The sequence below is a fragment of the Paenibacillus sp. J31R98 genome, assembly GCF_056269245.1.
The window spans coordinates 831317-853555 of sequence record NZ_JBWDNO010000002.1 but is presented as its reverse complement, the minus strand read 5'-3'; the positions used below and the strand labels follow the sequence as shown (position 1 = coordinate 853555).

Sequence of the window (22239 nt, the reverse complement as noted above, 5' to 3'; positions counted from 1 at the left end):
CGTATGGATGCGTGAGCGTCCATGCGTTCTTTTTTTTGTGTCAGAACTGCAACATATGTAAGGGCTCTGGCGTTTGGTAGATAGGCAGACAAATACCAAATAACGGGGGTCATGCTATGTATAGACAGAGAATGAAATGGCTGGTGTTACTCGGAATTGTTGCAATGCTGGTGGGAATGCTAGCCGGTTGCTCGGCAAGCAGCAACAATAACACAGCGTCTGCAAGTATGGACAGCGGGAACGCCAATATGAAGGCTTTGGCTACTTCTAATGATGCGGCGATGGATACGTCTGCGACGTCTAATGGAGCTGTCGAGCAACAGTCAGAAATGGCAGCTCCGGAAGAGGGTTCAGCGACCGTATCCGGTGAAGTAGGTGCGGTGGAGGGAAGTGGAGAGACCACTGCGCCTGAGGAAGGCGCCGACCGGAAAATCATCTACAAAGCGAATGTGAACATGGAAGTGGATAATTTCGATAAGGCACAGACGTCGCTTCGCAACTTGATCCATCTCTCCGGCGGCTACTTGCTGAAATTCGCCGATAAGAAGACGACCTCCGAGCTGGGCGGCACGTATACGGTGAAAGTGCCGGCTTCCGGCTTCGACAGCTTCATTACCGAGCTTGAGAAGATCAAGCATGTCAACTTCGAGAGCAGCGCGCAAGGAACGGATGTTACGTCGGAGTATGTAGACATGGAGGCTCGTCTTAAAGCACGTAAAGTGGTTGAGGCAAGGCTGCTCTCTTTCATGGAGAAAGCAACGAAGACGACGGATCTGCTGGAGATCTCCAAGCAGCTTGGCGATGTACAGACAGAGATTGAACGGATCAAGGGACGCATTCAATACTTGGACAACAACGTGGCGTACTCGACGATTGACCTGAGGTTGTATCAGGTGCTTGTGCCAGAGCCTCAGGCGCAGAAGGAAGTTCCGAAGTTTGTACAGCGGATAGAAGATGCGATGAGCGGTAGTATGGATGTCATCAAAGCATTCTTCCAAGGGCTTGTTGTCTTCATTGCAGGGGCCATTCCAGTGCTTATTGTTCTCGTCATCATCGGAATTCCGCTTTATCTGGTGTATAGAAACCATCGTCGCAAGCAGCCAGCTGTTATTGCGCCAAAGCAATCAGCAACGGAAGTGGTTCTATTGGAGGAAAACAAAGAAGAGAAAGATAATAATTAACGTCGATTAAGAACACTTAGTTCGATCAAAGAAGAGCTGCACCTTCAGCCCTACACGGCTGACGGAGCAGCTCTTCTTCGCGTTCAAGCCTGTTTGCGCTTACACATCGAACGCGTTACGGCAGCAGCCATCGCGCTCCGCTTCGCAATTGTCATGCGGTCTTCAGCTTTCGCAGTGCTGAAAGTGGGGCAGCTATAAAGGTATAGCAGAGCTTCCTTGGCTGCAGCTTCAGCCTCATTGGAATCACCCAGCAAATAGAGCGAAACCTGGAAAACAAGCGGTTCAACGGTGCGCAGCAGTACTATTTTATCAACTAAGGTAGTGTCGCCAGCCATGGGCTGACCCCCTCTATGAATGATTCATCCAGCATTTACATATCCAGTGTACACGAACCAAAGTACTAAAAGGTTTCAAAATTGTAACAAGGTTAATCCCGTGAAATATTTTTTTAAATCCTGCTAAAGAAGCAGGAATATCCATTTGAGTGGCGAATAGTTCAAGCTAAGTGGTGGAAAGTGGGGCCAAGTGGTGGTTTTGGGGGAAGAGGTGGAGCGGTCATATGTTTATGGGAGAATACCAACATAGCATTGATGAGAAAGGCCGCATTATTATCCCCGCCAAATTCCGCGAACAGCTTGGCGAGCGCTTTGTTGTCACGAGAGGATTGGATAACTGTTTGTTCGTCTATCCTGAGAGTGAGTGGAGCTTGCTGGAACAGAAACTGAAGTCGCTGCCGATGATGAAGTCGGACGCTCGTGCATTCTCCCGGTTTTTCTTCTCCGGGGCTACGGAATGTGAGCTCGACAAACAGGGAAGGGTAAACTTACCGAATACGCTCTGTGAATATGCGAAGCTCGATAAGGATTGTATCGTGCTTGGCGTATCGAACCGGGTGGAGATTTGGAGCAAACCGATCTGGGAAGGCTACTTCAAACAGTCAGAAGAGACGTTCAACGAAATTGCAGAGAAGTTGGTTGATTTTGATTTTAATTTTTAGCTCGTTCGTCGTTAGAAGGAAAGATTGCGGCGTCCCTAGAGCCGGGAGGTATACAGCATGTTTCAACATATAACGGTGCTAAGGGAGGAAGCGGTTGATGGACTCGCCATCAGACCAGATGGCATTTATGTGGATTGTACGCTTGGGGGGGCTGGGCACAGCGAGTTGATTGCATCCAAGCTTGGACCAAGCGGCCGTTTAATCGCGCTTGATCAGGATGACTGGGCGCTTGACAATGCAAGAGTAAGACTGGCGGCATATATGGACCGGGTTACACTTGTGAAGAGCAACTTCCGCTACTTGGCTCATGTGCTGCGTGATTTAGGCATTGCTGGTGTTGACGGAGTTTTGTTTGATCTAGGCGTTTCCAGCCCGCAGTTAGACGAGGGCGAGCGTGGATTCAGCTACAATCATGATGCGCCGCTCGATATGCGGATGGATCAAGACGGCATGCTGACAGCTGATGATATTGTAAATACATGGGAAGAACGAGAAATCTCTCGTATCATCACGGATTATGGCGAAGAGCGTTTCGCGCGTTCCATCGCACGCAAAATTATAGCTGCAAGAGAGTCGAAGCCGATCGCAACAACCGGCGAGCTGGTCGACATTATTAAGACTGCAATCCCTGCTGCTGCCAGAAGAACAGGGCCGCATCCTGCGAAGCGTACGTTTCAAGCTTTGCGTATTGCAGTTAATGACGAATTGGGCGCTGAGGAAGAGGGCCTTGCACAGACGATCGACGTACTAAATTCCGGAGGCAGAGCGTCAGTAATTACGTTTCACTCCTTGGAAGATCGGATTTGCAAGCAGTTGTTTGCGAAATTTGTTGAAAGATGCACCTGTCCACCCGATTTTCCGATGTGCGTATGCAGCGGCGGAGGCAAGCTGAAGCTTGTCAATCGCAAGCCAATTGTGCCAAGCGAAGCTGAGCTTGAGCAGAATAAGAGAGCGCGATCGGCAAAACTGAGAATAGCAGAGAAACTTTAAGGTTCAGCAACCGATTAAGGAGGATATAGGATTGGCTTATGTGAATGGGAACCTTGCGCTCCAGCCGAAGCGCAAAACGGATCCGAAACAGCAGCCGCAGTTTCGTGAGACCAAGAAGGTCGTCGTTCGTCGCAAGTCGCTGCCGGTACAAGAGAAGCTGTTGTACATGTTTACGATCCTCGTATGTGTCGTTGTGGCCGGCGTTATCATTTTCCGTTATGCCCAAATCTACCAGATGGAGCTGCAGGTTAAGGAGCTGACGAAGAAGCACGATGAGCTTGTCGTAGAGATGGCAGATTTGAAGTCGCAGTATGAGAAGCTGAATGATCCGGAGAGCATCATGAGAAAAGCTAAGGACAGCGGATTGTCTCAAAGTGACGACAAGATAACCATCCCGCTTACAAGCGCACAGAAATAGGTGATCGGCGATGACTAAACGAATAAAATTACGGACGCTGCTAATCGGAGGGTTTATCACCCTCCTTTTTGTTTCCCTTGTTGGTCGTATCTATTGGGTCCAGGTTGTGAAAGCAGACTTCTGGGCGGAGAAAGCAAGAGAGGTTTGGTCAAGGTCTGAGACACTTGTTCCAGTTCGAGGCGAGATTACGGATCGGAATGGCAATGTGCTTGCTATGGATGTTTCTGCATATACGGTCGCTCTTAATCCGCAAGTCATCCATACGCTAAAGCTGGAAGACGTGATCGTGAATAAATTAAATGTCGTGCTTGGCAAGTCGAAGAGTTCGTTGCACCAACTCCTCGACGAGAAGCAGAAGAATGGCGAGTACTACAAGCAGCGCGAGGTGCGGAAGGAAGGCTGGAAGATCGACAAGTCGGTCGCTGACCGAATCAAGAAGTTCCGTGACGACTTGGAGAAACAGACCGGACAGAATGATGTTGGCATTTATTTGATAGATCAGAAGAAGCGGTTTTATCCGAAGGGTGATCTGGCTTCACATGTCATCGGTTATGAGGATAAGGACGGCAATGCGATCATGGGACTGGAAGCATCGCTAGATAAGGAGCTTAGCGGTGTGGATGGCCATATCAAGTATGAGCGCGACGGCAACGGCGTCATACTGGACAATGGGACTGTGAACTTCACGCCTTCGGTTGATGGCAAGAACGTAAAGCTGACGATCGATACCGATATTCAGCATTACATCGAAGAAGCGCTGAAAGAGACGTATAACAAGTATAAGCCGAAGAGCATAACGGCAATTGCCGCCGACCCGCAAACGATGGAGATTCTCGGGATGGCGAATATGCCGGATTTCAATCCGAATTCGTACTGGACCGTACCGCAAGAGAACTTTTATGATCATTCGATTAAATCGTTGTACGAGCCAGGTTCTACGTTTAAGATTGTTACGCTCTCCGGGGCCGTTCAGGAAGGTATGTTCAATCCGAACGAGACATACAAGTCTGGTAAAATCAAATTACCCGGCGGACAAATCCACGATATTGAGCGCAACGGATGGGGAGACATTACGTTCCTGGAAGGGCTGAAGCGCTCAAGTAACGTTGCCTTCGTCAAGCTAGGGTACGAGCGTCTCAAGGCAGACAAGCTGATGGATTATATCCTGAAGTTCGGCTTCAACCAGAAGACGGGAATTGAGCTGCCAGGCGAAATCAAAGGTGACATCAGCTTCAATCCGAACTACCCGACTGAGGTTGCGACAGCAGCATTCGGTCAAGGTAGAGTTCAAGTAACGCCGATTCAGCAAGTAGCTGCCGTTGCGGCCGTAGCGAATGGCGGTAAGCTGCTTGTTCCTCACCTCGTGAAAGAAATCGAAGATCCCGTCACGAAGAAAGTGCAGGTTATCAAGCCTCAGGTCGTGCGTCAAGTTATTTCGGAGAAGACGGCGACTCAGGTTGATGAATATTTGGAGCAAGTCGTATCTGACCAGAAGATTGGTACAGGCCGCAGAGCATATATCGAGGGCTATCGCGTTGCGGGTAAGACAGGTACGGCGCAGAAGGTTATTAACGGCAAATATTCCGAAGACAAATACGTCATCTCTTTTATTGGCTTTGCCCCAGTTGGCAATCCGAAGATCGTGCTCTATCTCGTTATGGACGAACCTAACGACCGTATGGCATCCGGTGGTGTGGTAATGGCGCCGCTCTTCAAGCAAATCGTGTCGCAAAGCCTCCGCCATATGGGTGTAGATCCGGTAACGCCGATTCAGACAGCAAGCGACGAGTCGAATAAGGAGCAGACCGTAGAAGTTCCGAATGTTCAGAATGTGAGTGTCCGAGAAGCGGGGGACAAGCTGAAAGCGAAGAATCTGGTGTACGAAACTGTCGGCAAAGGACAGACCGTCCTCAAGCAAATTCCGAAGGCGGGCACGCCTGTAAGCCCACTGCAGAAAATTTACGTGTTAACGGAGGATCGCTCCAAGCTGCCGGTTCCTAACATGATCGGCTTATCACTTCGCGATGCTCTGGAGATGTGCTCCGTACTGCAGATCAAGTGTACGACCACAGGCGAAGGCTTCGTCACATCACAAACCTTGGTTAATCAAAAAGGCGTTAAGCAGCTGAAGCTTACGCTGTCTCCTCCGAAAGAGCAGATCGAGCAGCAATCGTCCACGGATGATTCTGGCGACAACGCATCTAAAGGAGCCGGAGACAATAAAAGCAGGTAAGACGTGAGGAGGGTTAGCTTGTTCTAACCCTCTTTTTCTGCGAATAGGCTTGGATTAGGAACGGTCGGACAAGGGCCTGCTTTGCTGTTTCTGCCGAAGCGAGGTGTGGTCTATCCGGTTGAGCGACGCGATGTTTTTTTGCACAAAGCGCAGCGCCGTCCATCTCGAATGGGAACGACTTTTGTGTGAAACACAACGGGAGTGACCACCCTAGATGGACGTGTGAAGCGAGAATGTGCAAAGGTTTAACGTCGAATAGCTCACCCGGTACTGTCCGTACCGAGCGAGCTATTCGGAGGGGATGCAATTTATGAAAGTATCACGCGTAACGCTCAGGCGCCGGCTGTTTGTGGCGCTTCTCATTGGTGTTCTCGCATTCGGTTCGCTGGCGGCGAGACTCGGCTATGTGCAGTTGTACAAGGGTAGTGAGCTGGCGAAGATGGCGGAGGATTCCTGGCGGCGAGAAATTCCGTTCCAGGCGAAGCGGGGCGAGATTTTGGACCGAAACGGTTCCATGCTTGCGTATAACATTAGCTCGCCGACGATTATGGCGATCCCCGCGCAAATCGAAGATGCGAAGACGACAGCGGAGAAGCTGTCCAGCGTGCTTGGAATGACGGAAGATTCGATCTTTGCGACCATCAAGAAGCGGCAATCTGTCGTTAAGATTCAGCCTGGCGGACGGAAGATTACACCGGAGAAGGCGCAGGAAATCCGGGATTTGAATCTGCCTGGCATCGTAGTGGCAGAAGACAACAAACGGTATTATCCAATGGGCAGCATGGCTTCCCACGTGCTTGGATTCACGGGAATTGATAATCAAGGCTTAACCGGCCTCGAAGCCAAATATAACAATCAGCTCAAAGGCATCAACGGCAATATTTCGTACCTGTCGGATAACAAAGGCGATCAGATTGCGGGTTCGTCAGACACGTATTTGAAGCCGAAGGACGGCCTTAATATGGAGCTGACCATCGATAAGCAAATTCAAACGATTATGGAACGCGAGCTCGACCAGGCCATGGTCAAGTTCCAGGCGGATGATATCATCGCAATCGCGATGGACCCGACCAACGGTGAGATTTTGGGCATGGCAAGCAGACCAACCTATGAGCCGGATAAGTACCGCGAGGTCGACCCGCAGGTGTACAACCGCAATCTGCCGATCTGGATGACGTACGAGCCTGGTTCCACGTTTAAGATCATCACGCTCGCGGCAGCGCTCGAAGAGGGCAAAGTGAACTTGAAGACAGACCATTTCTTCGATCCCGGCGCTGTGGAGATTGGCGGGGCTCGGCTGCGCTGCTGGAAGAAAGGCGGCCATGGCAGCCAGACCTTCCTTGAAGTGGTGCAGAACTCCTGTAACCCGGGCTTCGTTGCACTCGGCAACAGACTTGGCAAAGAGAAGCTTTTTGATTATATTAAGAACTTCGGCTTCGGTAAGAAGACAGGCATCGATCTGAACGGCGAAGAGAACGGCATCATGTTCAAAATGAGTCAGGTCGGACCGGTCGAGCTTGCGACAACAGCCTTCGGTCAAGGCGTATCCGTTACGCCAATTCAACAGATTGCCGCTGTTTCAGCCGCGATTAATGGGGGTACCTTGTATAAGCCCCATGTTGCCAAAGCATTCATCAACCCCGAGACGGGGGAGACCGTTAGCAAAGTAGAACCGGAAGTGGTCCGCAAGGTCATCTCCGAGGATACGAGCAAGCAGGTGCGGGAAGCGCTTGAGAGCGTCGTCGCCAAAGGAACAGGGCGCAACGCGTTCATCGACGGCTACCGTGTAGGAGGCAAGACGGGTACGGCGCAAAAGGTTGTGAACGGCCGTTATTCGCCGAATGAGCACATCGTTTCGTTCGTCGGCTTCGCACCGGCGGATGATCCGAAGATCGTCGTCTATATCGCCGTTGATAACCCGCAGGGTATTCAATTCGGGGGCGTCGTTGCAGCGCCGATCGTCCATAATATCTTGGAAGATGCGCTTCCTTATATGGGAGTTGCCCCTAGAAAGCAACAGATCAGCAAAGAGTACAAATACGGCGAGACGCCTATTGTAGAAGTGCCGAATCTGGTAGGCAAGACGGTTTCAGATATCTACGAGGATCTCAATATGAACTTCAACCTGTCGTCCGCAGGCAGCGGAGATACGGTTATCCGGCAGTCGCCAGCTCCGGGAACGCGTGTTGATCGCGGGTCAACCATTCGGATTTATTTGGCAAAAGACAATGACGAAAGCAATGTTCCATCACCATAATGAGTATAGATAGAGAAGTAGGCTGCGTAAGGAAGAACGCGTGAGGCTGCTTCGATTATGGGCCGCACTCAGCTTGATCTGCTCATGGGAGGGGACGACTGAGATATGCGAGTGGAACAATTGGCCGCTTTGTTGCTTACCGCTGTGTTAAGCGGAGACGGTTCAGCGGAAATCAGCAGTGTAGAGAGGGATTCCCGCGAGGTTACGGCAGGTGCGCTGTTCATCTGCTTGCGGGGGCATAAAGTGGATGGTCATCAGTTTGCGGCACAGGCGCTGGAGCGGGGAGCTTCGGCGCTTGTCGTCGAGCGGCTGCTCGACTTGCCAATCCCGCAAATTGTTGTGAAGGACAGCCGCCATGCGATGGCGGTCATCGCCGACCATTATTACGGTCAGCCCAGCAAACAACTGAAGCTGATCGGGGTAACCGGCACAAATGGCAAAACGACCACGACCTACTTGATTGAACGGATTTTGACCGATGCGGGTCACTCACCGGGAGTGATTGGAACAGTGGAGATGCGATATGCAGGCAACACGTATCCCATGAATGGAACGACACCCGAGGCGCTGGAGCTGCAGCGCTCGCTGGCAGCTATGGTGGAGAGCGGCTGCAATTACTGCGTGATGGAAGTGTCCTCGCACGCGCTGGAGCAAGGGAGAGTCAAAGGAAGCCGGTATCGTACCGCGATTTTTACGAATTTGACGCAGGATCATCTCGATTATCATCAAACGATGGAGAAGTACGCAGCGGCGAAGAGCCTTCTATTCTCGCGGCTTGGCAATGAGTTCGGCGCAGCACCGGAGGAACGGCTCTACGCCGTGCTCAATGCAGATGATGATGCATCGCCGAAGTATGCGAGCGTAACGGCAGCGGAAGTCATCACGTATGGTCTTGACCATGACGCTGACGTTAAGGCAAGCGCAGTCCGCATTACAGCGCACGGCACCTCGTTCCACGTCGATACATTCGCAGGCTCCGCCGATATTACGCTTCGTATGGCGGGCAAATATAATGTCTATAACGCGCTTTGCGCGATTAGTGCGGCCTTAATTGAAGGCATTCCATTGCTGCAAATCAAGCAGAGCCTTGAGTCTCTCCCCGGCGTACCGGGCAGGGTCGAAGCGGTGCAAGAAGGACAGCCGTTCGCGGTCATCGTCGATTACGCACATACGCCGGACGGGCTTGAGAACGTGCTTACTGCTGTCAAAGAGTTCGCAGTAGGACGTATTATCTGCGTGTTTGGCTGCGGCGGCGACCGCGATCGGACGAAGCGTCCGCTCATGGGGCAAATTGCTGCACGGTATGCAGATTATTGCTTCATCACATCCGATAATCCGCGGACCGAGAACCCTCTGCGTATCCTGTCTGATGTCGAAGCGGGCCTCATGAAGGACAAAGTTGCCAGCAATCGCTACGAACTGTTGGCAGATAGGCGGACTGCGATACAAAAAGCGGTTGAAATGGCTGGTCCTGACGATGTAGTATTAATTGCGGGGAAAGGCCATGAAACCTATCAAGATATCGGCGGCGTCAAGTATGATTTCGACGACCGCGAAGTGGCTAAAGAAGCGATAAGGAGTCTTTCATAGTGATTAGAAGAACGATAAGCGAGATTGCCGTCATGTGCGGCGGAACGATTCATCATAATAATGCCGGAGATCCGGCAGTCAGCGGCGTTACGATCAATTCGCGCAAAGTAACGCCTGGCCAGCTGTTTGTTCCGATCAAGGGCGAGAACTTCGACGGGCATGATTTTGTCGTGTCCGGGCTTGAGAACGGGGCTGTCGGCACGTTGTGGCAGCGGGATAAGGAGCTTCCGGACGCGCTTGCGAATGTACCGGTTGTGCTTGTCGACGATACGACCGTGGCATTGCAGACGCTTGCCGCTTCATATCGAGATGCGCTGAATCTGCGCGTCGTTGGCGTAACGGGCAGCAATGGCAAAACTTCAACGAAAGATATGGTCGCTGCTGTGCTTACCGGCGCTATGCGCGTGCATAAGACAGACGGCAACTATAATAATCATATCGGCTTGCCGCTCACTCTGCTCGATCTGAGCGAGGATGTTGACGCGGTTGTGCTGGAGATGGGAATGAGCGAGTTCGGCGAGATTGACCTGCTTACTCGTCTGGCTAAGCCGGATGTCGCAATTATTACGAATATTGGCGATGCGCATATGCAGCAGCTTGGTTCGCGGGCAGGCATTGCCAAAGCGAAGCTGGAAATTGTCGCAGGCTTGCGCAAAGGCGGTCTGCTGCTCGTTAACGGCGATGAGCCGCTGCTACATGAGGGACTAGCGAAGACGGCGCTCCCTGAAGGCGTAGAAGTTCAGACGTTTGGGCTTGGCAGCGACAATCAGTGGACAGCTGAAACGGTTGCCGGCAATGCGTTTTCTTCGACTTTTGACGTGAAGGGCCAAAATGGGCTTCAGCGTATTGCACTCCCGGTTGCCGGCGCTCATAATGTATCTAATGTCTTGGCAGCTATCGCAGCAGCCAAGAAGCTTGGCGTGCAAGATGAGGTCATCCGCGATGGCATTCATGGGCTGAAGCTGACCGGCATGCGCATTGAACCTGTTCGTGCGTATAATGGAGCAATGATGCTTAACGATGCATACAACTCGAATCCGACTGCCGTCCGCGCTGCGATTGACCTGCTTGCCAGCTTATCCGGCTACAGACAGAAGTGGCTCGTACTCGGCGATATGCTGGAGCTCGGACCGGACGAAGCTGCCATGCACGGTGAGATCGGCGCCTATGTGACGCCGGATAAAGTGGATGCCGTACTTACATACGGCCCGCTGTCGCAGCACACGGCATCAGAGGCTGCGAAGCAATTTGAGGGAAAAATAGCTCTTCAGGGGGAAAAGCAAGTGTGTGCGTTCGAAGATAAAAATGAACTTGCACAGTGGCTCCGCGCGCGAGTGGCGCCGGAGGATCTCGTATTGGTGAAAGGGTCACGCGGCATGCGCATGGAAGAAATCGTCCATAGTTTGCAAAGCGTGTAGGGGTGAAATCATGGACGTAAAGGTCATTCTACTGTCTATCGGCGCTTCTTTCATGCTTGCGATTTTGTTCGGACCTTTGTTCATCCCGCTGCTGAGACGGCTGAAGTTTGGTCAACAGATCCGTACAGACGGCCCGCAAAGCCATTTGAAGAAAACAGGCACGCCTACGATGGGCGGCATTATTATTATGCTCGCCGCGCTGCTGGCATTCCTGAAATTCTCCGATAAGACGTCGGAATTCTGGGTGCTGCTCATTGCATCGCTCGGCTTTGGGCTTGTCGGATTTTTGGATGATTATATCAAAATCGTATTTAAACGGTCGCTTGGCCTGACAGCGATGCAGAAGCTGGTCGGTCAGCTGTTATTTTCCGTTATTATATGTATATTGCTTCATCAGATGCATCACAGCACGGTTATTAGCATTCCAGGTACGTCGTTTGATCTGGATTTCGGCTGGTTCTACTATGTGTTTGTCGTCATTATGCTGTTCGCTACGACCAATGCGGTCAACTTCACAGATGGCGTAGACGGCTTGCTGGCGGGTACAGGCGCAGTCGCTTTCGCGGCGTTCGCGATTCTCGCCCTTCATGCGAGCGAGCATGAATCGGCGATCTTCTCGGCAACGATGATCGGCGCGATGCTGGGCTTCCTCGTATTCAACGCTCATCCGGCGAAAGTGTTCATGGGCGATACGGGCTCTCTCGGTATAGGCGGCGGCATGGCGGCTGTGGCGATCCTGACGAAGACAGAGATTCTGCTTGTAATTATCGGCGGCGTGTTCGTTGTGGAGATGTTGTCCGTAATTCTGCAGGTTGGTTCGTTTAAGCTGAGAGGCAAGCGGATCTTCAAAATGAGTCCGATTCATCATCATTTTGAGCTGTCCGGCTGGTCGGAGTGGAAGGTTGTTACATCGTTCTGGGCTGTGGGGATTGTGCTTGCAGTGATCGGCTTGCTCCTGGGCCGTTAGTAGACGCCGACGGTTGTGGTGGTCTCGCAGGGGCCATGCTTGTAAAAGTCCCGCAGGGACAAGGCAGTGCAACTGCCGACGGTTGTAGTGGTCCCGCAGGGGCCATGCTTGTAAAAGTCCCGCAGGGACAAGGCGGCGCAAGCCGCCGACCAACTAACTTTCAAGCGCGAACAGGAAGCGTGTCCCGCGAGGGACGAAAGCGATCCATTCGCCATCCGAATCGTATAACGCGCCTCTGCAGCCCGGACGTTCGTCATGACGAAGTCCAGGTAGCACGGGCGCGCCAATCGTTTAGTCAGTCCCGCAAGGGACTTCGAGCATCTCCGCCAAACGCCAATAGGAGCGCCTCTGTAACTCGGACGTTACCTAATTCCGGGAGTCCAGAATGTTGGTAAACCCTCGGGGTCCCCCTTTCCAAGGGGGATTTAGGGGGATGACCCTCGCTAGGGGATTGCAATTTCAAAGGGAGTGAACACATCTTGAAACACCCATCCTTATACAAGGATCAACCCGTAGTTGTCTTAGGTCTTGCTAGGTCTGGCGTAAGCGTCGCGAAGCTGTTCCACAAGCTTGGCGCGAACGTCACCGTCAACGATATGAAGGAACGCCATTTATCTCCCGAAGCGGACGAGCTGGACGCTTTGGGTGTTTCTGTTATATGCGGCAGTCATCCGGAAGGGCTGATTACGGAGCAAACAGCTCTAGTGGTGAAGAACCCGGGCATCCCGTATACATCCCCGCCTGTTAAGCGAGCGCTAGAATTGGGTATTGAAGTAGTGACCGAGGTAGAGGTCGCTTACTTGCTCTCGCCAGCGCCGATCATTGGCATCACAGGCTCCAATGGCAAAACAACAACGACAACATGGATCGGCGAGCTGCTTGAAGCAGCGGGCCTTAATCCAATCGTCGCTGGTAATATTGGCACGCCACTCTGTGAAGCTGCGCAGACGGCGCAGCCGACAGATTGGATCGTCGCAGAGCTGAGCAGCTTCCAGCTGAAAGGCACATGCGAGTTCCAGCCGCGGATTGCCATGCTGCTCAACGTCGTTGAGACGCATCTCGATTACCATGGCGGCATGGAAGACTATGTCGCATCCAAAGCGAAGCTGTTTGCGAACCAGACAGCAGCGGACACCGCTATTCTCAACGCAGACGATCCGGTTTGCCAAGAGCTAATCAAATCTGGCACGATCCAATCGAAGCTGCTCCCGTTCTCGACAACGCAGGAGCTTACATACGGCCTCTACGTCTCGCCGCCATATCCGGCAGACCTCGCGGCGCTAGCGGACAATTTGCCGCGCATCATCGTATACCGCGATGAGCAGGGCGTAACGCACGAGGTGCTGCCAGTGAGCGAGCTTGGCCTGCCAGGCCGCCACAACACAGCTAACGCGCTTGCAGCCATTGCAGCATGCCTTACAGCAGGCGCAAGCATTGAACAGCTCCTTGAACCGCTGCGCACGTTCCACGGCGTAGAGCATCGCTTGGAGTACGTCTGCGAACGCGGCGGCGTGAAGTACTACAACAATTCCAAATCGACGAACGGCGTATCGACGATTATCGCGCTGCACTCCTTCACAAGCGGCGTCGTACTCATCGCTGGCGGACTCGACCGCGGCTCCGATTACATGGAGCTGCTGCCGCATTTCCGCAGTCAGGTGAAGGCGGTCGTGGCGATTGGCGAAACTCGTCACAAAATCGCTCATGTCGCGGAGCTCGCAGGTTTAACGAAGATTAAAGTCGTCGAACCTGTGGAGGACGCCGAGAGCACGTTGACACTGGCAGTCCGCGAAGCAGCAGCGCTTGCGGAGCCAGGTGACACCGTGCTGCTCTCGCCTGCTTGCGCAAGCTGGGATATGTTCAAATCGTATGAGCAGCGGGGGAGCATTTTTAAGCAATCGGCGCATAACTTGTAAGTAGGGGGCTTGTCCCTACTTAAGCTTGCAAGAGGTGTTCGCCCTATGGCAAAAGCCAGGTCCGCCCCGGATATGTGGATGATTATTTCGATCGTGCTTATTCTCACCATTGGTCTTGTAATGGTGTACAGTGCGAGTGCGGTGCTCGCATTCCATGAATTTGGGGACAAGTTCTACTATGTGAAAAGGCAAATGTTATTTGCCGCGCTTGGAATCGGCGCCATGCTCGTCACCATGAATGCGGATTATTGGATTTGGCGCAAATGGGCAAAGCTCGGGCTCTTCGTATGCTTCGGCTTGCTGCTCATCGTCCTAATCCCGGGCATCGGAGTTGTGCGCGGCGGTGCGCGCAGCTGGCTCGGCATCAGCTCGTTCGGCATTCAGCCGTCGGAATTCATGAAACTCGCTATGGTTATTTTTCTGGCCAAGCTGCTTGGCGAGAAGCAACAGGCGGTGACGCAGTTCACCAAGGGCTTGCTGCCGCCGCTCGGCATCCTCGGCCTTGCCTTCGGGATGATCATGTTGCAGCCTGACCTTGGTACAGGCGCAGTTATGATTGGCGCTTCACTGCTGGTCATCTACACGGCCGGAGCACGGATGGCGCACCTTGGCTCGCTTGCCCTTGTCGGCGTTGTCGGTCTCGTCGGCCTTATTCTTGCTGCTCCATACCGGCTGCAGCGGATCACAGCCTTCCTCGATCCGTGGGCAGATCCGCTCGGTGCGGGCTATCAATCCATCCAATCGCTCTACGCGATTGGGCCTGGCGGTCTGGTCGGCCTTGGCCTTGGCATGAGCCGGCAGAAGTTCAACTACTTGCCGGAGCCGCAGACAGACTTTATTTTCTCGATACTCTCCGAAGAGTTAGGTTTCATTGGCGGAGCAGCGATCATTACGCTGTTCGCTATTCTGCTCTGGAGAGGCATGCGCACAGCTATCGCAGCGCCTGACACGTTCGGCAGCTTGCTCGCGGTAGGTATTATCGGAATCGTAGCCGTACAAGTATTTATCAATATTGGCGTTGTTATCGGGATGCTGCCCGTAACCGGCATTACGCTGCCGCTCGTCAGCTATGGCGGCTCGTCGCTTACGCTGCTCCTGACCGCGCTCGGTATTTTGCTCAATATATCCCGTTACTCGAGGTGACTTAACAGATGCGTATCGTATTGACCGGCGGCGGAACAGGCGGCCACATCTATCCTGCGCTTGCAATCGGCAAGCAGGTGGAAGAAGAGGAGCCGGGTTCGCAGATTCTGTACATCGGATCGCCGAATGGCCTTGAGAGCCGGATCGTTCCCGCGCAAGGCATTGCATTCGAGCCGGTTGAAATAACAGGCTTCAGACGGAAGCTTTCCTTCGAGAATGTGAAGACGATTATACGGTTTCTCAAAGGCGTGCAGCGGTCCAAACAGCTGCTCCGCAAATTCAAGCCGGATGTCGTCGTCGGCACCGGCGGCTACGTATGCGGCCCCGTCATCTATGCCGCGGCCAAGCTTGGTATCCCGACACTCATTCATGAACAGAATGCGGTCGCAGGGCTCACGAATCAATTCCTATCCCGTTATGCGGACTGTGTAGCGGTCAGCTTCAAAGACGCATTATCGGCGTTCAGCAAGGCGAAGAACACGCTCTATACCGGAAATCCTTGTGCGACGAATGTCGTCCGCGGGGACAAAGAGAATGGCTACTCAAGGCTTGGCGTACCTGCCGGCAGCAAGATTGTGCTGCTGGTCGGCGGCAGCCGCGGGGCAAAAGCGATAAACGACGTCATGGTGGACTTGGCACCGCAGCTGTTGCGGCTGCCAGATGTCCATTTTGTGTTTGTAACCGGAGAGAGCTATTACGAAGGGACGATGAGCAGATTGAAGGCAGCGATGCCATCTCAACCGTCCAACCTTCAGGTGATTCCTTATTTGCATCACATGGCAGAGGTGCTTGCCGTTGCGAGCCTCGTTGTAGGCAGGTCCGGAGCATCGTCGCTTGCAGAGCTGACCGCGCTTGGCGTTCCATCCATCCTAATCCCATCGCCGAATGTGACGAACAATCACCAGGAAGCGAATGCGAGGAGCTTGGTCGACGTAGGCGCGGCAGAAATGATCCTTGAACGCGAGCTGAGCGGTTCGCTGCTGCTTACGCGGATCGCCCACATTATGAATAGTATGGAAGAGCAGCAGGCGATGAGCGCCGCTGCGCGTACATTAGGCATGCCGGAATCGGCATCGCTCATTGTGAACGAACTAAAAAAATTAACGGCAGGATGAACATGTGCCTGTCAATTGGGCGATTGTCACACTCCTATACGGGTAGGCATAGTATATTGCATAATCGTGACCGACACCCGGCGGGCTCACCATCTGAAGCAGCGCAGCACTGCATTACAGCACTGCATGCCGTCAGAAGCGGGTCACCTGGTTGAATGAACGAATGCCGTATAGAGGACAATCGCGCTAACGCAGAAGGAGGTTTACGCAGATGGAGCAGTTTTTGGCGGAACTACAACGAATTGACGCCGGAAGTGTCTCTTATAATAAGCCGCTTGCAGAATATACGACATGGAAGATCGGCGGACCGGCAGATGTACTTATTATTCCAGAAACGGAAGAGCAGCTTGTAGCTGTTATCCGTTTGCTCCATAAACATGGAGTACAGTGGACCAATCTTGGTCGTGGTTCCAACTTACTGATTAGCGACAAAGGAATCCGAGGCGTCGTCGTTCAACTGGGAGAAGGATTCGACTATGCACGATTTGATGGCACGTTCATTCATGCAGGCGCCGCATATTCCCTGATCAAGCTGTCCGTATTGTCAGCTAGGGAAGGTCTCACCGGACTTGAATTCGCGGGGGGAATTCCAGCTTCGGTAGGCGGAGCGGTGTACATGAATGCTGGCGCTCACGGGTCGGATGTGTCACGTATCTTCAAATCAGCTGACATTGTGCTGGAAACAGGGGAATTGGTTCGGTTCGAAGCCGATCAGATGGAGTTTTCCTATCGTCATTCCTGTCTTCATGAACGTCCGGGGATCGTTATCGGAGCCGTGTTTGAGCTTGGGCAAGGTGACCGTAAAGCGATTACGGCCACTACGAGCGCTTATAAACAGCGTCGCTTGCTTACTCAACCGTTGCAGCTTGCCTGCGCGGGCAGCGTGTTCCGCAATCCACCGAATGATTTTGCCGCAAGGCTCATTGAAGCTTCTGGATTGAAAGGACTGCGCCAAGGCGGAGCGGAAATCTCGACCCTACACGCCAATTTCATTGTCAACACCGGGCAAGCGACAGCTGAAGACGTCCTCACCCTCATGTCAACCATTCAAAGTACCGTTCGGCAAAATTTTGGAGTCGAACTGGTGGCGGAAGTGTACGTAGTGGGTGAGCGGTAACTCGGAGGTGATAAATTGGACAAATTGGTGATTGAAGGCGGGAAACCACTCTCAGGAACCATTGTTATCCAAGGCGCGAAAAATGCCGCTTTGCCGATTTTAGCTGCAAGTATGCTGGTAGAAGGAGTCGTCACGATCGAGCATGTACCCAAACTGCTAGATATTGACGTCATGCTTAACATTTTGCGAGAGCTTGGCTGCCGGGCGGAACATGAGGACGAAACAGTCCAGCTCGACACGACAAACTTGCATTCTTCCCACATTCCTGAAGCACTTATGCGTCAGATGCGGTCATCCATTTTTCTAATGGGACCGTTGCTGGCAAGATTTGGCGAAGTAACGATTTATCAGCCAGGCGGCTGCGCGATCGGAGAGAGGAAGATCGATCTGCACCTAAGCGGGCTGGAAGCATTAGGCGCGCAGATCGTTGAACAAGACAGCCGCATTACATGTTATGCGAAACGGCTGAAAGGTGCGGAGATTCACCTCGATCTCCCGAGCGTCGGAGCTACGGAGAACATTATGATGGCCGCAGTGCTTGCTGAAGGGCTAACAACGCTCAGCAACGCTGCCAGAGAGCCGGAAATTCAAGATTTGCAGAACTTCTTGAACAGCATGGGTGCCAAAATCATAGGGGCGGGCACCGATACGATTACGATTGAAGGGGTAGAGAAGCTGACGCCTTGCCGCTATCAGGTCATTCCGGATCGGATCGTAACCGGAACGATTATGGTTGCAGCCGCTGCAACACGCGGTCAAGTGACGCTGCTTAATACATGTCCTTCGCATTTAACCTCACTCATCCATGTGCTTAGACGCACAGGTGTTCAAATAGCAGTAGACGGTGATATAATCAAAGTAGGCGCAGCGGCGCGGCCTAAAGCGGTCGACCGCATCGTGACATCGCCGTATCCTGCCTTTCCAACAGATATGCAATCTCAGATAATGGTGCTTCTTGCACTTGCCGATGGGGTAAGTGTGATGAAGGAGACGATTTTCGAGGGAAGGTTCAAGCATGTCGATGAGCTCTCGCGAATGGGAGCCGATATTCGCGTCGACCTTAGCTCCGCGTTTATCCGCGGCGTCTCCAGACTGTACGGCGCTACCGTAGAAGCGACAGATTTGCGCGCTGGCGCGGCGCTCGTCATTGCAGGGCTTGCTGCACAAGGAAAAACGGTCGTTGAGCAGGTGCATCATATCGATCGCGGCTATGACCGAATTGAGTCGATGCTGGGCCGGTTAGGTGCCCGAATCACCCGCTATTCTCCTGTGGAAAGCAACCCAATCGTACCATAACGATCACGTCAACTAGATACAGCATGTGTGTGGACGGCTACTTGCCTGTTTGATTAGGCTGGATGCCGCCCTCACATTTATACAAAGAGGGGACAAGCCATGCAAGAGAAGATGCCCGTGCTGCGGGAGCCAGAGAAGCGGCGCAGAGGCGGCAAGAAGCTGTTAGCGGTGCTCTTTTTACTTTTTATCGTAATCTTAGGCGTACTCTTCTTTAATTCATCCATCAGCAAAGTTTCAACTGTAACGGTTGAAGGCCAGCATTTCCTGTCAGCAGATACGATTCGGAAGGCGGGTGGCATCGCAGCAGGCGACGAGTTCTTCGGCACGACGGCAGGCAAGATCGAAACAAGAATTCGTCAGCTGAAGCAGATCGAAGAGGTGAAAGTAACGAAGTCGTTCCCGGGCAGCGTGACGATTAAAGTGAAAGAGTTCAAGACGGTCGCTTATACCCTATCGAAAAATAGCGAACTGACCGCGATGCTGGCGAATGGCACGAGCATAGCAGCAGGTTCCGACAGCATTGTCGACAAGCCGATTCTATCCGGATGGAAGGATGGTGATCCTGTTCTAGCTGAATTATGCAAGACGCTAGCTAAGATTCCAGAAGATTCCATAACTGACTTTTCCGAGATCAAGCCGTCGCCATCGCCGTCCTATCCAGACCGCATTAAGATTTACACAAGAACGCGCTTCGAGGTCATTACAGCAGTCTCTTTGCTTCCAGATAAGATTCCAACACTGAATGCCGTCATCGAAATTCAGCCGCCTGGTCTTGTTACGATGCTGCTTGCGGACAAATACGCTTCTTTCACCCCGGAAGACGCAGAAAATCAAGGTATTTCCCAAAAAGAGACTACTCAATAGCTTGAAAGAATGATAGAATTTCTTTTATGCAGCTTTATTGGCCCCTTTTGCATTTTTTCGATACTCCATTAGCCAAAACATGCCAGCGCATGGGATGGATACACAATAAATCTTGAAAAAATTGTAGAAAAAAGAGGGATAATGGATACTGCGTTGAATGTACTAGAGATGTAGCTCGCAGCATGCATTGTTTTGAAGGAGTTAAGACCCTATTATTGCTGAAACGGAGGTGCCAGTGGGTGAGCAGCAATGACATCATCGTTAGTTTGGACATCGGTACATCCAAGGTTCGTGCTATTATTGGCGAAGTGAATAACGGAGTCATTAATATTATTGGAGTTGGATCTGCCGACTCAGAGGGAATTCGCAAAGGAGCAATCGTCGACATCGACCAAACGGTGCAATCCATTCGTAATGCAGTGGATCATGCCGAGCGGATGGTCGGTATTCAAATATCTGAAGTTTACGTAGGGATTCAAGGCAATCATATCGGCTTGCAGACGAATCACGGCGTTGTAGCCATTTCGAATGAAGATCGTGAAATCGGCGAAGAAGATATTGAACGCGTGTTGCAGGCGGCTAAAGTAGTTGCGCTGCCTCCGGAGAGAGAAATTATTAATCTGGTACCTAAGCAGCACTTGGTTGACGGACTTGAAGGTATAACTGATCCTAGAGGCATGATTGGCGTTAGGCTAGAAGTCGAAGCCACTTTAGTGACCGGGGCCAAAACCGCGATACATAACTTAGCCCGGTGTGTAGAGAAAGCAAACTTGCATATTGCCGGAATCATACTTATGTCACTGGCATCCGGTCAGATGGCATTGACCAAAGATGAGAAAATGATGGGTACTGTCCTTGCCGACATTGGCGCTGGCTCAAGTACTATTGCAATTTTTGAACAAGGCGGTATCGTCGCAACATCAACGCTGCCAGTTGGCGGAGAGTATGTCACAAGCGATATTTCCTACGGCCTTCGCACGCAAACCGATCAAGCGGAGAAGATTAAGCAGAAATTTGGCTGTGCCATGATTGATGATGCAGCCGAAGATCAGAAGTTTAAAGTGATGCGCATGGGAAGCAATGTTGAGAAGGAATTCTCACAAGTCGATCTTGCGAACATTATTGAACCACGCATGCAAGAGATCTTCCACTTGATTCGCCAAGAGGTTCGCCGGCTTGGCTACGCTGACAAAGTGAACGGATATGTGCTGACAGGCGGAACGGTTACAATGCCGGGAACGCTAGCGCTTGCCCAGCATGAGCTGGAGTCAACAGTACGTATTGCGGTTCCGGATTATATCGGCGTACGCGATCCCGCTTTCACTAGCGGTGTAGGGATGATCCAATATGTTTCGAAGTATATGCGAGGCCGTTCCGTCTCCGCCCCCAAGAAGAGCGTTAGCCGGAAGGCGAGTTCACCGAGTTCGCCCTCAAAGCCTGGTCTATTCGAACGACTAAAAACGATGTTTAGTGAATTTATTTGATCGGGGGATATGTAAGGATGTTGGAATTTGATTTCGAGAATGAGTCTATGGCCAAAATCAAGGTCATCGGTGTAGGCGGAGGTGGCAGCAATGCCGTCAACCGAATGATTGAGAATGGCGTTAGAGGCGTAGAATTTATTACTGTGAATACGGATGCACAAGCATTGCACCTTGCAAAGTCGGAGCAGAAGCTGCAAATCGGCGATAAGCTGACGCGCGGTCTTGGCGCCGGCGCAAATCCGGAAGTAGGCAAGAAAGCGGCTGAAGAGTCGCGTGATTCGGTGATGAATACACTCAGAGGCGCGGACATGGTGTTCGTTACTGCGGGTATGGGCGGCGGTACAGGTACAGGCGCTGCGCCAGTCATTGCAGAAATCGCACGCGAAGGCGGCGCACTTACAGTTGGCGTTGTTACTCGTCCCTTCATGTTTGAAGGACGCAAACGTTCTGTTCAAGCTGAGGCTGGCATCGAAGCGCTCAAAGAAAAAGTAGATACGTTAATTGTCATTCCGAACGAGCGTTTGCTTGAAATCGTTGACAAGAAGACGCCGATGCTGGAAGCGTTCCGCGAAGCGGATAATGTGCTCAAGCAAGCGGTGCAAGGTATTTCCGACTTGATCGCTACACCTGGTCTTATCAACCTCGACTTTGCAGATGTGAAGACGATCATGACAGAGCGCGGTTCCGCACTCATGGGTATCGGTCTTGCAACTGGCGAGAATCGTGCATCCGAAGCTGCGCGCAAGGCGATTCAAAGCCCGTTGCTGGAAGCTTCCATCGACGGCGCACGCGGTATCATTATGAATATTACCGGCGGCAACAATCTATCACTATACGAAGTGAATGAAGCAGCCGAGATCGTAATGTCTGCAGCTGATCCGGAAGTAAATATGATTTTCGGTGCGCAGATTGACGAGAGCATGAAAGAAGAGATCAAAGTTACTGTTATCGCAACAGGCTTTGAGAATACGGCTGCACCTACTGTTCGCCGCCCTGGTGCTGCACAGCCAGCTGAAACAAACAGTGGCAGCAATGAAGCGCCTCGCCAATCGGCACCGAACTCAGGTCCGAAGCCATTTGGCAGCACGGTATCGAGCGATCAGCTGGATATCCCGGCGTTCCTGCGCAACCGCCGCAACGATCGTTAATAACGTGAATACAACTAGGCTCACATTCGTTCATCTACGAATGTGAGTCTTTTTTGTGCTTGGTTTAGGTGCGTCATCGACAAAAAAAGATCGCTCCTGACGGCA

The 22239-nt window shown here is 52.1% G+C and carries 18 protein-coding genes; 17 read left to right on the top strand and 1 reads right to left on the bottom strand.

Annotated elements, in window-relative coordinates; genetic code table 11:
- Positions 1-116 precede the first annotated feature (116 nt).
- Positions 117-1181 (top strand): DUF4349 domain-containing protein, encoded by a 1065-nt coding sequence (locus AC0YNX_RS12575; protein WP_475816003.1) that lies wholly within the window; start codon positions 117-119, stop codon positions 1179-1181.
- Positions 1182-1264: 83 nt separating this feature from the next.
- On the opposite strand, the gene AC0YNX_RS12570 is transcribed toward AC0YNX_RS12575, so the two are convergent.
- Positions 1265-1516, bottom strand: coding sequence for a hypothetical protein (locus tag AC0YNX_RS12570; RefSeq protein WP_475816002.1), 252 nt, complete (start codon positions 1514-1516; stop codon positions 1265-1267).
- A 224-nt stretch (positions 1517-1740) separates the two neighbouring features.
- Between AC0YNX_RS12570 and mraZ the strand changes: the two genes are divergently transcribed.
- From mraZ to ftsZ, 16 genes are all read left to right on the top strand, one after another.
- A complete protein-coding gene (mraZ, locus tag AC0YNX_RS12565) occupies positions 1741-2178 on the top strand; it encodes a division/cell wall cluster transcriptional repressor MraZ (RefSeq protein ID WP_116187456.1) in 438 nt (145 codons plus the stop codon).
- A gap of 57 nt (positions 2179-2235) precedes the next feature.
- Positions 2236-3168 carry a 16S rRNA (cytosine(1402)-N(4))-methyltransferase RsmH gene (gene rsmH, locus AC0YNX_RS12560; protein WP_475816001.1) on the top strand — a complete coding sequence of 311 codons (933 nt, stop codon included), beginning with the start codon at positions 2236-2238 and terminating at the stop codon, positions 3166-3168.
- Positions 3169-3208: 40 nt separating this feature from the next.
- Positions 3209-3586: an FtsL-like putative cell division protein gene (locus AC0YNX_RS12555; protein ID WP_475816240.1), complete on the top strand. Its 378-nt coding sequence runs from the start codon at positions 3209-3211 to the stop codon at positions 3584-3586.
- A 10-nt stretch (positions 3587-3596) separates the two neighbouring features.
- On the top strand, positions 3597-5819 hold the full coding sequence (locus AC0YNX_RS12550) for a penicillin-binding transpeptidase domain-containing protein (protein ID WP_475816000.1): 2223 nt from the start codon (positions 3597-3599) through the stop codon (positions 5817-5819).
- 310 nt (positions 5820-6129) lie between these two features.
- Positions 6130-8076: a stage V sporulation protein D gene (locus tag AC0YNX_RS12545; protein WP_475815999.1), complete on the top strand. Its 1947-nt coding sequence runs from the start codon at positions 6130-6132 to the stop codon at positions 8074-8076.
- A 105-nt stretch (positions 8077-8181) separates the two neighbouring features.
- Positions 8182-9666, top strand: coding sequence for a UDP-N-acetylmuramoyl-L-alanyl-D-glutamate--2,6-diaminopimelate ligase (locus AC0YNX_RS12540; protein WP_475815998.1), 1485 nt, complete (start codon positions 8182-8184; stop codon positions 9664-9666).
- Complete coding sequence (locus AC0YNX_RS12535; RefSeq protein WP_475815997.1) at positions 9666-11084, top strand: UDP-N-acetylmuramoyl-tripeptide--D-alanyl-D-alanine ligase; 1419 nt, start codon at positions 9666-9668, stop codon at positions 11082-11084. Before AC0YNX_RS12540 ends, AC0YNX_RS12535 begins: the two co-directional genes overlap by 1 nt.
- 10 nt (positions 11085-11094) lie before the next feature.
- Complete coding sequence (gene mraY, locus AC0YNX_RS12530; protein WP_475815996.1) at positions 11095-12051, top strand: phospho-N-acetylmuramoyl-pentapeptide-transferase; 957 nt, start codon at positions 11095-11097, stop codon at positions 12049-12051.
- A gap of 479 nt (positions 12052-12530) precedes the next feature.
- A complete protein-coding gene (gene murD, locus AC0YNX_RS12525) occupies positions 12531-13967 on the top strand; it encodes a UDP-N-acetylmuramoyl-L-alanine--D-glutamate ligase (RefSeq protein WP_475815995.1) in 1437 nt (478 codons plus the stop codon).
- Positions 13968-14012: 45 nt separating this feature from the next.
- Entirely contained in the window at positions 14013-15110 is a 1098-nt protein-coding gene (gene spoVE, locus AC0YNX_RS12520; RefSeq protein ID WP_475815994.1) for a stage V sporulation protein E, read from the top strand.
- A gap of 8 nt (positions 15111-15118) precedes the next feature.
- Positions 15119-16225, top strand: coding sequence for an undecaprenyldiphospho-muramoylpentapeptide beta-N-acetylglucosaminyltransferase (murG, locus tag AC0YNX_RS12515; protein WP_475815993.1), 1107 nt, complete (start codon positions 15119-15121; stop codon positions 16223-16225).
- A gap of 211 nt (positions 16226-16436) precedes the next feature.
- Positions 16437-17342, top strand: coding sequence for a UDP-N-acetylmuramate dehydrogenase (gene murB / locus AC0YNX_RS12510; RefSeq protein ID WP_475815992.1), 906 nt, complete (start codon positions 16437-16439; stop codon positions 17340-17342).
- Between the two features lie 15 nt (positions 17343-17357).
- A complete protein-coding gene (murA, locus tag AC0YNX_RS12505) occupies positions 17358-18638 on the top strand; it encodes a UDP-N-acetylglucosamine 1-carboxyvinyltransferase (protein ID WP_475815991.1) in 1281 nt (426 codons plus the stop codon).
- A gap of 99 nt (positions 18639-18737) precedes the next feature.
- On the top strand, positions 18738-19502 hold the full coding sequence (locus AC0YNX_RS12500; protein WP_475815990.1) for a cell division protein FtsQ/DivIB: 765 nt from the start codon (positions 18738-18740) through the stop codon (positions 19500-19502).
- Between the two features lie 239 nt (positions 19503-19741).
- Positions 19742-20986 carry a cell division protein FtsA gene (gene ftsA, locus AC0YNX_RS12495; protein WP_475815989.1) on the top strand — a complete coding sequence of 415 codons (1245 nt, stop codon included), beginning with the start codon at positions 19742-19744 and terminating at the stop codon, positions 20984-20986.
- A 17-nt stretch (positions 20987-21003) separates the two neighbouring features.
- Positions 21004-22134: a cell division protein FtsZ gene (gene ftsZ, locus AC0YNX_RS12490; RefSeq protein ID WP_475815988.1), complete on the top strand. Its 1131-nt coding sequence runs from the start codon at positions 21004-21006 to the stop codon at positions 22132-22134.
- Positions 22135-22239: the final 105 nt, after the last annotated feature.

Bases quoted from the DNA above. Each gene is read 5' to 3' on its own strand.
- AC0YNX_RS12575 (WP_475816003.1), top strand. From the start codon at position 117: ATGTATAGACAGAGAATGAAATGGCTGGTGTTACTCGGAATTGTTGCA.
- AC0YNX_RS12570 (WP_475816002.1), bottom strand. From the start codon at position 1,516: ATGGCTGGCGACACTACCTTAGTTGATAAAATAGTACTGCTGCGCACC.
- mraZ (WP_116187456.1), top strand. From the start codon at position 1,741: ATGTTTATGGGAGAATACCAACATAGCATTGATGAGAAAGGCCGCATT.
- rsmH (WP_475816001.1), top strand. From the start codon at position 2,236: ATGTTTCAACATATAACGGTGCTAAGGGAGGAAGCGGTTGATGGACTC.
- AC0YNX_RS12550 (WP_475816000.1), top strand. From the start codon at position 3,597: ATGACTAAACGAATAAAATTACGGACGCTGCTAATCGGAGGGTTTATC.
- AC0YNX_RS12545 (WP_475815999.1), top strand. From the start codon at position 6,130: ATGAAAGTATCACGCGTAACGCTCAGGCGCCGGCTGTTTGTGGCGCTT.
- AC0YNX_RS12540 (WP_475815998.1), top strand. From the start codon at position 8,182: ATGCGAGTGGAACAATTGGCCGCTTTGTTGCTTACCGCTGTGTTAAGC.
- mraY (WP_475815996.1), top strand. From the start codon at position 11,095: ATGGACGTAAAGGTCATTCTACTGTCTATCGGCGCTTCTTTCATGCTT.
- spoVE (WP_475815994.1), top strand. From the start codon at position 14,013: ATGGCAAAAGCCAGGTCCGCCCCGGATATGTGGATGATTATTTCGATC.
- murG (WP_475815993.1), top strand. From the start codon at position 15,119: ATGCGTATCGTATTGACCGGCGGCGGAACAGGCGGCCACATCTATCCT.
- murB (WP_475815992.1), top strand. From the start codon at position 16,437: ATGGAGCAGTTTTTGGCGGAACTACAACGAATTGACGCCGGAAGTGTC.
- AC0YNX_RS12500 (WP_475815990.1), top strand. From the start codon at position 18,738: ATGCAAGAGAAGATGCCCGTGCTGCGGGAGCCAGAGAAGCGGCGCAGA.
- ftsZ (WP_475815988.1), top strand. From the start codon at position 21,004: ATGTTGGAATTTGATTTCGAGAATGAGTCTATGGCCAAAATCAAGGTC.